This is a genomic window from Pseudoalteromonas sp. N1230-9 (assembly GCF_032716425.1).
Taxonomy (GTDB): Bacteria; Pseudomonadota; Gammaproteobacteria; order Enterobacterales; family Alteromonadaceae; genus Pseudoalteromonas.
The window spans coordinates 1965373-1977491 of the sequence record NZ_CP090419.1; the positions used below are offsets into that span (position 1 = coordinate 1965373).

9 protein-coding genes are annotated in these 12119 nt (G+C 41.0%); 2 read left to right on the forward strand and 7 right to left on the reverse strand.

Annotation, left to right across the window (positions count from 1 at the left end):
• Positions 1-3 precede the first annotated feature (3 nt).
• The 4 genes from acnD to LY624_RS09200 all read right to left on the reverse strand — a co-directional run bounded on the left by acnD (position 4) and on the right by LY624_RS09200 (position 5526).
• Entirely contained in the window at positions 4-2595 is a 2592-nt protein-coding gene (acnD, locus tag LY624_RS09185; protein WP_341802828.1) for a Fe/S-dependent 2-methylisocitrate dehydratase AcnD, read from the reverse strand.
• A 117-nt stretch (positions 2596-2712) separates the two neighbouring features.
• On the reverse strand, positions 2713-3837 hold the full coding sequence (prpC, locus tag LY624_RS09190) for a bifunctional 2-methylcitrate synthase/citrate synthase (protein ID WP_063704938.1): 1125 nt from the start codon (positions 3835-3837) through the stop codon (positions 2713-2715).
• Positions 3838-3861: 24 nt separating this feature from the next.
• The gene (gene prpB, locus LY624_RS09195) at positions 3862-4737 is read right to left on the reverse strand and encodes a methylisocitrate lyase (protein WP_063704936.1); all 876 of its coding nucleotides are present in this window, start codon (positions 4735-4737) and stop codon (positions 3862-3864) included.
• Between the two features lie 84 nt (positions 4738-4821).
• Positions 4822-5526, reverse strand: a complete 705-nt coding sequence (locus tag LY624_RS09200) for a GntR family transcriptional regulator (protein WP_054554723.1) — start codon at positions 5524-5526, stop codon at positions 4822-4824.
• A gap of 281 nt (positions 5527-5807) precedes the next feature.
• Between LY624_RS09200 and rsmF the strand changes: the two genes are divergently transcribed.
• On the forward strand, positions 5808-7247 hold the full coding sequence (gene rsmF, locus LY624_RS09205; protein WP_341802829.1) for a 16S rRNA (cytosine(1407)-C(5))-methyltransferase RsmF: 1440 nt from the start codon (positions 5808-5810) through the stop codon (positions 7245-7247).
• 312 nt (positions 7248-7559) lie between these two features.
• On the forward strand, positions 7560-8375 hold the full coding sequence (locus tag LY624_RS09210) for a polysaccharide deacetylase family protein (protein ID WP_341802830.1): 816 nt from the start codon (positions 7560-7562) through the stop codon (positions 8373-8375).
• 61 nt (positions 8376-8436) lie between these two features.
• Here LY624_RS09210 and LY624_RS09215 read toward each other — a convergent pair whose 3' ends face one another.
• The 3 genes from LY624_RS09215 to LY624_RS09225 are packed head-to-tail and all read right to left on the reverse strand — an operon-like array spanning position 8437 to position 12103.
• Positions 8437-9162, reverse strand: coding sequence for a VpsP family polysaccharide biosynthesis protein (locus LY624_RS09215; RefSeq protein ID WP_130149992.1), 726 nt, complete (start codon positions 9160-9162; stop codon positions 8437-8439).
• Positions 9149-9883 carry a tyrosine-protein phosphatase gene (locus LY624_RS09220; protein WP_341802831.1) on the reverse strand — a complete coding sequence of 245 codons (735 nt, stop codon included), beginning with the start codon at positions 9881-9883 and terminating at the stop codon, positions 9149-9151. The genes LY624_RS09215 and LY624_RS09220 overlap by 14 nt, the downstream gene beginning before the upstream one ends.
• Before the next feature lie 12 nt (positions 9884-9895).
• Complete coding sequence (locus LY624_RS09225) at positions 9896-12103, reverse strand: GumC family protein (RefSeq protein ID WP_341802832.1); 2208 nt, start codon at positions 12101-12103, stop codon at positions 9896-9898.
• Positions 12104-12119: the final 16 nt, after the last annotated feature.

Consider the following 12119-nt stretch of genomic DNA (forward strand, 5'->3'; position numbering starts at 1 on the left):
TGCTTAGTGCTCCTCAGATTCTAAGAAATCTTGCGCGAAACGTTGCAGCACACCACCCGCTGAATAAATTGACACTTCTTCAGCTGTATCTAAACGACACGTCATTGGTACTTCAACAGTTTCACCATTGGCACGGGTAATTACTAATGTCAGTGTTGCACCTGGTGTTGGTTCACCTTTAACACTAAAGGTCTCACTGCCATCAATACCTAATGTAGTTCGCGTGGTGCCCGCTTTAAATTCAAGCGGTAATACGCCCATACCAATTAGGTTAGTGCGGTGAATACGCTCAAAACCTTCTGCTGCAATCACTTCAACACCAGCAAGGCGTACCCCCTTAGCTGCCCAGTCACGTGATGAGCCTTGGCCATAATCTGCACCTGCCACAATGATAAGCGGTTGTTTGCGCTGCATGTAGGTTTCGATAGCTTCCCACATACGCGTCACTTTGCCTTCTGGTTCAATGCGAGCATATGAACCTTGCTTCACTTCACCATTTTCTTTAACCATTTCATTCAGTAACTTAGGGTTAGCGAATGTTGCACGCTGTGCTGTTAAATGGTCGCCTCGGTGAGTAGCATACGAGTTAAAATCTTCTTCCGGTAGACCCATTTTAGCGAGGTACTCACCAGCTGCACTTGACGCTAAAATCGCATTCGAAGGTGATAAGTGGTCAGTAGTGATGTTGTCGCCCAACACAGCTAATGCACGCATATCACTCAGAGAGCGTTCACCCGCTAACGCGCCTTCCCAATATGGTGGACGGCGAATATAGGTACTTTGTGGACGCCATTGGTAAAGTGGATCGTTGTCTTCACCGTAATCTACACTTAAATCAAACATTGGCTCGTAAACCTTTTTAAATTGTTCAGGTTTAACACTTTGTTTGATCACTGCATCAATTTCTTCATCTGTTGGCCATAAATCCATAAGGCGAATTTCGTTGCCTTGTTGATCATGCCCTAATACATCTTTTTCGATATCAAAACGAATAGTACCAGCGATAGCATAAGCAACAACCAGTGGCGGTGAAGCTAAGAATGCTTGTTTTGCATAAGGATGAATACGACCATCAAAGTTACGGTTACCAGAAAGTACAGCGGTTGCGTATAGGTCGCGGTCAATCACTTCTTGCTGAATTTTAGGATCAAGCGCACCACTCATGCCGTTGCAAGTTGTACACGCAAAGGCAACAATACCAAAGCCTAGTTGTTCAAGCTCAGGTAATAAATTGGCTTCTTCTAAGTAAGACTTAACCGCTTTAGAACCCGGTGCCAGTGATGTTTTAACCCATGGCTTACGAGTTAACCCTTTAGCATTAGCATTACGCGCAAGTAAACCTGCGGCAATAACATTGCGTGGATTACTAGTATTCGTACAACTTGTGATTGCAGCAATGATACAAGCACCATCTGGCATTAAGCCTTCTTCATTATCAACGACGCCAGTGATACCTGCTTTATCAAGTTCGCTTGTTGCAACACGGCGATGAGGATTTGAAGGGCCCGCAATATTGCGACCAACTGACGATAGATCAAAGGTTAACACACGCTCATACTCAGCCGTTTTAAGACTGTCACTCCAAAGCCCAGTCTCTTTTGCGTAAGTTTCGACGAGTTGAACTTGCTCTTCTTCACGGCCAGTTAAACGTAGGTAATCAAGTGTGTTGTCATCGATGTAGAACATCGCAGCTGTTGCGCCAAACTCTGGCGTCATATTAGAAATAGTTGCTCTATCTCCTAAAGTAAGTGCATCGGCACCTTCACCATAAAATTCAAGGTAGGTCGACACAACTCTTTCATTACGTAAAAATTCGGTGATCGCTAGTACGATATCGGTTGCAGTAATACCCGGTTGTGGCTTGCCTTTGAGCTCGACACCCACAATATCTGGTAAACGCATGTAAGATGCGCGGCCAAGCATCACGCTTTCAGCTTCAAGACCACCTACACCGACAGCAATAACACCTAACGCATCAACCATAGGTGTGTGGCTATCTGTACCAACTAATGTATCTGGGAATGCCACGCCGTCACGTTTTTGGATCACAGGTGACATTTTCTCTAAATTGATTTGATGCATAATGCCGTTCCCCGGCGGGATCACATCAATATTTTTAAATGCTGTTTTCGTCCAATTAATAAAGTGGAATCGGTCATCGTTACGACGGTCTTCAATAGCACGGTTTTTTTCAAATGCGTCAGGTTCAAAACCTGCGTGTTCAACCGCTAATGAATGGTCAACAATTAACTGTGTTGGTACCACAGGGTTCACTTTTGCAGGATCGCCGCCTTTTGCAGCAATAGCATCACGCAGGCCTGCTAAATCAACTAACGCTGTTTGACCTAAGATGTCGTGACACACAACGCGCGCAGGAAACCATGGAAAATCTAAATCACGCTTACGGTCAATCAATTGCGACAGTGCATCATTTAGCATTTCAGGGTCACAGCGACGAACTAAGTTTTCGGCAAGTACTCGCGATGTGTAAGGAAGTGTGGCATAGCTGCCTGGTTTAATAGCATCAACAGCAGCGCGCGTATCAAAGTAATCGACGCCGGTGCCTGCTAATGGTTTTCTAAAGTTTGTATTCATGATGATTCTACTTGTACTTGGTGACGGTGAACAAAGGTGGGCTGATTGTTTTTGTATTTATTTCGCCCCTTCATAAAGGGGCAGCTAAGCTACCCCTATCACTGATTTAATTAACGATTAACGCTCAGAAATTGGCGTATAGCTACGCGCTTCTGGACCCGTATAATCTGCACTTGGGCGAATAATACGGTTATTAGCACGTTGCTCTTTCACGTGTGCTGTCCAACCTGTTACACGGCTCATCACGAAAATTGGCGTGAATAACTTAGTTGGAATACCCATGAAGTGATACGCAGATGCATGGAAGAAATCAGCATTACAGAATAATTTCTTTTCACGCCACATAACTTCTTCACAGCGAACAGACACTGGATAAAGCACATCATCACCCACTTCTGCTGCCAGTTTTTCTGACCACTTTTTGATGATCACGTTACGTGGATCTGATTCACGGTAAATGGCATGACCAAAGCCCATGATCTTGTCTTTACGCTCAAGCATACCCATCAGTGCATCTTCAGCTTGGTCTGCACTTGTGAAACCTTCAATCATATCCATAGCCGCTTCGTTCGCACCACCATGTAATGGACCACGTAAACTACCAATCGCACCCGTTACACAAGAGTGAATATCAGACAATGTTGATGCACACACACGCGCAGTGAATGTTGATGCATTAAACTCATGCTCAGCATAAAGAATTAAAGACACATTCATTACTTGCTCAAACAGTGCTGATGGCGCTTCGTCATGTAATAAACGTAAGAAGTGTGCACCAACCGAATCATCATCAGTTTCAGTGTCGATGCGAACGCCATCATGGCTAAAGCGATACCAGTAACAAATAATACTTGGGAATACAGCAACCATACGGTCAATTGCATCATTCGCTTCTGAGAAGTCTTGCTCCATTTCTAGGTTACCTAGCATTGAACAACCCGTACGCATTACATCCATTGGATGCGCGTCTTTAGGAATGTTCTCAAGCACTGTTTTAAGTGCATCTGGTAAACCACGTAGTGATTTTAGCTTTGCTTTATATTCAGTCAGCTCAGACTCTGTTGGTAATTCACCGCGCGACAGTAAAAAAGACACTTCTTCAAACTGTGCTTTATCTGCTAATTCACTAATATCATAACCACAATAAGTTAAACCTGAACCTGACTTACCTACTGTACACAGTGCTGTTTCACCTGCTACTTGACCACGTAAACCTGCGCCGCCTAATGCTTTATCTACCATGAGTGTTCTCCTTATATGTTGTCGTTATGATTTTTTAGCTGAGAAAAGGTTATCGAGTGTGTTTTCATATGAGTGATAATCTAAAAACTCATATAATTCCGCACGGGTTTGCATATTGTCTAATTGGCTTTGCTGCGAGCCTTCGCTAAGAATAGACGAATACACATTAAGTGCTGCTTTGTTCATCGCTCTAAATGCACTGAGTGGATAAAGTACTATTTCAACACCCACTTCGCTTAATTGCTCAGTTGTATAAAGCGGTGTTTGACCAAATTCAGTGATATTCGCAAGAATCGGCACATTTAACGCTTTAGCAAACGCTTGGTAATCTGCTAGATCATGTACCGCTTCTGCAAAGATAGCGTCTGCGCCAGCTTCAACACACGCTGCTGCGCGGTCAATAGCTGCATTTAAGCCTTCTTTTTGGAATGCATCAGTACGCGCCATAATGTAAAAATCACTGTCTGTTTTAGCATCAACCGCTGCTTTAATACGGTCAACCATTTCATCTTTAGACACGATTTCTTTATTCGGACGGTGACCACAACGTTTTTGTGCTACTTGGTCTTCGATGTGGAAGCCCGCTGCACCTGCTTTGGTCATTTCTTTAACTGTACGAGCAATATTAAATGCACCGCCCCACCCTGTGTCAGCATCAACAAGAAGCGGTAAGTCGGTAGCGCTGGTGATTCGACGAATATCTTCAAGTACGTTATCAAGGCTAGTCATACCTAAATCTGGCATGCCGTATGATGCGTTAGCAACACCCGCACCTGAGAGGTAAAGTGCTTGGTGACCGGTTTTCTCTGCCATCATTGCGCAGTACGCGTTGACGGTGCCAACCACTTGTAATGGCTTGTTGTTGGCGATTGCCTGTTTGAACTTTAATCCTGCTGACATTGGATAACTCCTATCTTTGAACGGTTTCAGCTCTTTGGCTGACTCTATTTTTTAAATCTAAATTGTGACTGTTTAACTACGGCGCTACTGATTTTTTGCTGCGAGTAAGTCAAACTTAGTCTGAATATTTGCCTGAGACGCACTAATATGGCGCTTCATAAGCATTTCGGCTAATTCACCGTCATGGTTTTCAATGGCATTAATAATAGCTAAGTGTTCATCAAACGCTTTTGATACACGCGGACCAACCATCCCCATTTGTACACGGTACATACGAATTAACTGGTACAACTCATTACATAAAAGATGAATTAAGTGTGCGTTTTTCGACCCTTTAATAATCCGATAATGAAAATCAAGGTCGCCCGCTTCTTGGTAGTATGATTCACCTTCTTTTACACGCTGTGTTTGTAAGTGCTGGTTCAATAACTGTTTTAAACCCTGCACTTCTTCAGGTTCCATGTTGTCGGCAGCTAAGCGACAAGCCAGCCCTTCTAGGGCACTACGAACCTGATAGACTTCGATTAAACGCTCGGCGGTTAGCGCAACAACACGACAACCGACATTCGCTTTACGCTCGACCAAATAACAGCTCTCTAAACGATTTAGTGCCTCACGTAAGGTGGCACGGCTTACACCATAACGTTTAGCAAGTTCTGGCTCAGAAATTTTGCTGCCCTGCTCAATGGTGCCTTGTACAATTTCACGACGCATGTCGACAAACACTTGGTCTGATGCTGTTGTTATCGTGATATCGTTGTAGTTATCGTTGGCTTTTTGCTCTGTCATAAATAGGTCTATCAAAGTACTAAATTAAGATTGTCGACAATTTGTGAGTTCACTATGCGCCCTATCATTGCATGTGTCAACCTTGAGATCGGAAAAACAGACTAAAAAACCAGCAAAATGTCGACATAAAATGATATTTATCAAAAATAATGGCTATAAAAAACATTTATACTGGCAATGTGTCGACACTTCAATCTCGCTCTTAAAAAGCTAAAAATATCCCCCGATAGCGCTATAAATGGTATGATCCAGCTATTATTACGTGATGTGAGAGCCATTTAGTGGACGCTAATACATATATTCCTGACTCATTTATTGATGATGTAAAAAGCTACCTTCCTGAACATTTATCATTAGACGACTTTATTGCAGCCTGTCGTCGCCCACTGAGACGATCTGTTCGCGTAAATACTTTAAAAATGTCAGTCGCTGAATTTGAGCGTCAATGCGCCAAAAAAGGATGGGAATTAACAGCAATTCCATGGTGTGAAGAAGGATTCTGGCTAACACGTCCTAGCGACGAAGAAGCGGCCCTTGCCATCGGAAATACCGATTTACACTTAAGTGGTGCTATGTATGTACAAGAAGCCAGCTCAATGTTACCGCCGGTAGCACTGAGAGCCGAAGTTCAGCAAAGCGATGCGGTACTTGATATGGCATCGGCACCGGGGTCAAAAACATCACAAATCGCTGCCATGATGGATAATAGTGGCGTGTTAGTGGCCAATGAATTGTCATCGTCACGCTTAAAAGTATTAGCAGCAACCCTCAAACGTATGGGCGTAGGTAATTGTGCATTATCACATTTTGACGGTGTGATCTTTGGGGATTACATGTATGAGTGCTTCGACAGTATTTTGCTAGATGCCCCGTGTTCAGGTGAAGGCACGGTTCGTAAAGATGCAGACGCCTTAAAAAATTGGTCAATTGAATCTAATATTGATATTGCTGCTGTGCAAAAAGCCCTTATAAAAAGTGCCTTTTATGCCCTAAAGCCTGGCGGCACATTAGTTTATTCGACCTGTACTTTAACACCGCTTGAGAACCAACAAGTGTGTGAGTATCTATTAGCAGAGTTTCCTGATTGCATCGAAGTACAATCGCTCGATAGCCTGTTTGATGGCGCAGAAAAAGCGACAACCAGCGAAGGTTATTTGCATGTTTGGCCGCAAACTTACGACAGTGAAGGTTTCTTCATCGCTAAATTTAAGAAAATAGCGTCAAGCGATAACCCCAATCAAAAAGTTAAAAAAGGCGCATTTCCGTTTGCTGAGTTTGATAAAAAGCAAAGCCAAGCATTTATGCAAACAATTAAAAAACAGTTCGGTCTAAAATCACTCAAAGGCACGTTAATGCAGCGTGATAAAGAGCTTTGGTTGTTTCCTGATGGCTTTGATGAACTGCAAGATAAAATTAAATACTCACGTTTAGGTATTCAACTTGGTGTGATCCACAAAGGCGGTGTTCGCTTAACTCACGAGTTTGCCACTGTCTTTGGGCAAGATTGCGATAAAAATACCTTTGAGATGTCTGCTTGCCAAGCAAACGATTACTTTAACGGCAAAGATATTCGACTCGAAAAACCCACCCAAGATAATGGTGAAGTAGTGTTAATGTTATGTGGCTGCCCAGTAGGCCTTGGTAAGTGGCAAAAGAATAAAATTAAGAACTCATTACCTCGTGATTTAGTCCAAAATGCCCAGTTAATAACTTGGGTATAAGTTGCGTATAAACCTTGAATAAACACGCACCTATAATAGGTAAAACGTTGTAACAACTTGATTTAAAACCAATATAAAAATTGTATATTTATCGTGCAATTTTCCACTGGTTAACTACACTTAAAAGTACTTTCTACTTCTCCCTACTGAATTTAGAAGGTGTTTTTTTATAGTTAGCGCAGGCTCGCAAGAGCCACCCCCTAAGCCCAGAACAATGCGGATTCGTTCTGGGCGTTTTTTATGCAAAAGTCGCATTGCACTATTCATTGCTTTTTGATTCTATTAAAGAAAATAGATGAAAAAGGATTGAACATGTTAAAATCATCACGCTTTTTAATTACTGCATTTATCAGTTTAAATGTAAGCGCTCAGAATACTTCATACCAAGGCTTTTCCTACCCAGATAATGCCAGCAACGCAATTAGTATTACTTTTGATGATGCAAGACACAGCCAGGTCGATAATGGTCTATCGTTATTAAATAAATACAAAGTTAAAGCCACTTTTTATGTCTCACCCTTTAATGTTGAGGAACGAGTAAGTAAATGGCAAAAAGCTGTAAAAGATGGTCACGAAATAGCTAACCACACTAATAAGCATTTATGTACTGGTAATTTTGAATGGTTACGTCAACAAGGTTTGTCCTTAGAACAAGCTTCACTTGAGGATATAGAAAAAGATATCATAAACAGCCAACAGTATATTAAGCAAACGTTAGGTGTTGATGCAAGGGCATTCGCATACCCGTGCGGCAACACTTTTGTAGGCCGAGGGGCTAACACTAAAAGCTATGTTCCATTAATAGCCAAACATTTTGACACAGGCCGAACTTGGTTAGACGAAACAGCAAACAACCCCAACTTTACTGACTTTTCACAGTTAACAAGTCTACGGATCGATGGACTAACATTTGCAGAGATTAAGACAATGATAGAACAACATCGAACCAATAATAGCTGGATCATCTTGGCTGGGCATGAAATAGGCAAAGGTGGTCAATACACTACCGATATAAACGCGCTGGAAGAATTAATTAACTACTTACAAAAGCCTGACTCTGGTTACTGGTTAGAAACTGTTAGTGAAGTGTCTAGCTATATTAAGGAACATAGAAAAGACATACACTGATTTTAATCTGTTAAATAATGAAGTGAGTAGCTTACTTACTTCTTTTGCTTCAGATTGAATACTAAGTATTGAAGTTATTACAGCTATATTTATAAGCTGGTGTTTGTCTAACTTGCTGAAATTCATTTCCAAATTGAAGCGACAAACATACTATAGCTAAGCGATCCATTCGCTCTGCCATACTAAAAATATTTTTAAATTTATAACCATGTTTGGAAGCTAACTTAAGCTCATTTACGTAAAGCAATTTATACTCAGGAGTTAAATTACTCCAATGCATTAAAGTAACTTGAATAATGCCGAGGTGAGTATTAAATTCATATGGCCCCATTTTTTTCGCTTGTTTGAGATAACCATATACTCGCTCGGAAGGCCCTTCCCGAAAACTTACAACCTGAGCTAAGGCAACCCATGTTTGCGCCCAAGTGTCCCTAAGCTCAATCGATTTTAATAATGCACGTTCAGTTTGCTGATATGTATCGTCAACCTGATTAATTTGCTTAGCGGATAATAAATCAATTTTTGATAAACCTAACATTTTTATATGAGCCAAGAAATGCCAGTAATGAGGATGCTCAGGGTCCAAATCGGTTGCCAACACCATCGCGTTCTCTGCCTCTACAAGTGATGTGCTAGAAAAAGTACGTTCTGACTCTTGTGCGATGTTTAGTGCATTAAAATACCATGCATTAGCACGCATACTTTGCAAACTCGTATAAGCAATAAAAAGTACTAAGATAGCTAAAATAAAGCTAGGCACTGTTTTAGACATGTTAAACTGAATCATTAAACAAGCATTCTGTTAATTGTCGAGGGTTAGTAATGAAAAGTGAATTTGCCTGTTCTGCACCTATTAATTGCGACACAGTTTCTTTTGCTTGGCTAAGAACTGGGGGGCGGCGTTTAACTGAGTGAGTATCCGAAGCAATATAACTAACAAGGCCATCTTTGAGCATTTGCAATGATATCGCTTTTGCATTTTCTCCCCACTCACCTTGAATACTTGATGCTGTTAGCTGGAACTCGCAGCCTAATTGCTTTAAGTGTTCGATATAATACAAATTAGATTGAATATCGCGGTTACGCTCTGGGTGAGGAATAATCGCTCGAATATTATGTTTCTCAAGCCATTGAATAAATTTGTCGTAACCTTGCGGCATATGCGAATGAGGCAACTCTAATAACAATACATTTTTATTAGCTATTCGGCCAATAAATGGTAACTGATTTGTCATTATCAATGTCATAAGTTCTATATCGAGGCGAACTTCTGCTGCAGCAGCTAACTTTACTCTAATACCTTCATTTTTCGCATGTAGGCGTAAATTAGCCAAGCTCTCATAAATATGAGAACTTGAATTATTGAACCTACCTATATGTATATGTGGTGTGGCAACCATATGGGTAATACCATCATCTTCGGCCAGCTTTAATAGCGCTAAAGATTCCTCTAAATCTCTAGCGCCATCATCAATACTCGGCAAAATATGACTATGAATATCAAACATAAAGTTACTTAGTTACGCTTGAGGCTTTTCAGGTTGCTGTGAATAATCGTAATAATCATAGTAACCTTGGCTATGCTCATCTTTAGACTTGCTCATATCTACTTGATTAAGTAGTACACCTGCAACGTGAGCTTTAACTTCAAACAAGCGTTCTAGTCCAGCCGTGATAGGTTTAATACGCGTTATATCTGATTTAACAACATACACAACCGAGTCAACACTTTGTGCTATTACTAAAGCGTCACTGACCGCTTGAGTAGGCGGAGTATCAACAATAATATGGTCGTACTTGGCTTTTAATTCATTTAACAATTCAGAAAAACGACTATTTGATAGAAGCTCAAGTGGGTTAGATGGGATTTGACCACTGGGCATGATTGTCACGCCAGATTGAGAATCTTCATGTACACAATCGGCCAATTGATCTGTGCCAATAATTAAGTTACTCAGACCAGGGTGGAACACGGGTATATCAAACCGCTTTGCTAATGTTGGCTTACGTAAGTCAGCATCAATAAGTAATACCCTTCCCATTTGTGCTAGCGACATTGCTAAATTGGCTGAAGTTGTCGTTTTACCTTCACCTGGGGAAGTAGAAGTAACTGCAATAACCTGATGTGCACGATCAAGATGAGTCAAAAGTAAACTAGTACGGAAAGTACGCACTGATTCTGCAAAGCGACGATAGCTCTCATCTAAATATGCATGGATCGGAAAGAAGCTTTTCTTAGGAATCGCTACATGAGGTAACAAACCTAACATTCGCTGAGCTAGTTTATTTTCAACATCGTTTTTGTTCTTTACAGTGTCATTTAGAGCATCAAAAACAAATGTCATAACCATCGCGAAACCAAAGCTGGCTACAAACGCTAAAATAATAATTAGCTTTTTATTTGGTTTACTTGGGTTTCTCGGTGCATATGCACGGTCTGTAAAGCGAGCAGCTGCTGAACTAAAATCACTCGTTACTTCAGTTTCTTTAGAACGAGATAAAAAGGTATTAAAAATATTACGGTTTGTTTCTACTTCACGCTTTAGCTGGTTATATTGCGTTTCTTTACGCGTAACATCTTGGTACTCTGCACGGATCTTTGCTAAATCACGTTCAAGAGCTGTTACGGTGCGCGAAGTCCTATTCAACTCTTTTTCGATACCTGTAATTAAGCCTTTGATTTGCTTATTAAGGTTCGTTTTTACTGTTGCAAGCTCAGCTTTAGCTGAAATCATTTTAGGGTGTTTTGGACCATAAACCTCAGCCAATTCACTCACCTTTCGCTCAGCTAACACAACTTCACGTTTCACATCCTGTACCACACGATGAGAAGTAATTTCCGGCATACTACCAAGTAACTCAATGTTATTATTGCCATACTCGTTAATAACTCGGTTAATACTTTCCAAATTGTTTTTTGTAGCACGAGCGTCTACGAGTTGCTTAGAGGTTTGCTCTAGCTCTTGAGTTACAAGCCCTGCTATACCCTCAATGTCTACCAGCTTTTGCTCTTCTCGATAGTTTTGTAAACGAACTTCAGAGCTATCTAGTTGAACTCGTAATTCGGATAAGCGGGTATTCAACCAGCTTGAAGCCTGCTGAGTAATTCCCATTTTAGCGCGCATTTGGCTTTCAATGTAAACCTCACCAACAGTATTGGCAACCAACGCAGCAAGCTTAGGATCGCTTGACTCAAAGCTAACTTTCACAAGTTGAGTCTTGCGAATAGGTGAAACGGTCAGATTAGTTCTGAACGTAGCAAGCAAGTCTAACATTTTAAGCTCAGCGAGCTCTCGCTCTGAAAGCTCTGAACGCTCCGCCTTATTCAAAAAAGGCAAGATTTGCTGCGCCATCCCCTTTAACTCATCAGTGAATGAAGGCTTATTCACAAAGTCAGGATGCTCTGCCAAATTTAGCTTGGTAATTACCTCGCGGGCAATACTATCTGACTTGATAACTTCAAACTGGGTTTGATAATATTCTTTTTTTGTTGAATCTAAACCATAAACTTCATCAAAGCTTACAGCTTTAGTTTGTTCTGACTCAATCAGTAAGGTCGCAGAAGCTACATATTTGGGTACCAATGTAAGGGTAACCATCATAGTAAATAGAGTTATAACAATTGCAAAACCTAAAATTTTCCATTTGTTTTGCTTAATAACATTGAGATAAGCGCCTAAATCAATAAGTTCTTCGTTGCTATTAGGCTTTTCTGATAATGAATTCATTTTTAATTACTGCCTT

Coding starts and splice junctions, on each gene's coding strand:
- LY624_RS09215 (WP_130149992.1), bottom strand. CDS start 9,162: ATGATTCAGTTTAACATGTCTAAAACAGTGCCTAGCTTTATTTTAGCT.
- acnD (WP_341802828.1), bottom strand. CDS start 2,595: ATGAATACAAACTTTAGAAAACCATTAGCAGGCACCGGCGTCGATTAC.
- LY624_RS09220 (WP_341802831.1), bottom strand. CDS start 9,883: ATGTTTGATATTCATAGTCATATTTTGCCGAGTATTGATGATGGCGCT.
- LY624_RS09225 (WP_341802832.1), bottom strand. CDS start 12,103: ATGAATTCATTATCAGAAAAGCCTAATAGCAACGAAGAACTTATTGAT.
- LY624_RS09200 (WP_054554723.1), bottom strand. CDS start 5,526: ATGACAGAGCAAAAAGCCAACGATAACTACAACGATATCACGATAACA.
- prpC (WP_063704938.1), bottom strand. CDS start 3,837: ATGGTAGATAAAGCATTAGGCGGCGCAGGTTTACGTGGTCAAGTAGCA.
- prpB (WP_063704936.1), bottom strand. CDS start 4,737: ATGTCAGCAGGATTAAAGTTCAAACAGGCAATCGCCAACAACAAGCCA.
- LY624_RS09210 (WP_341802830.1), top strand. CDS start 7,560: ATGTTAAAATCATCACGCTTTTTAATTACTGCATTTATCAGTTTAAAT.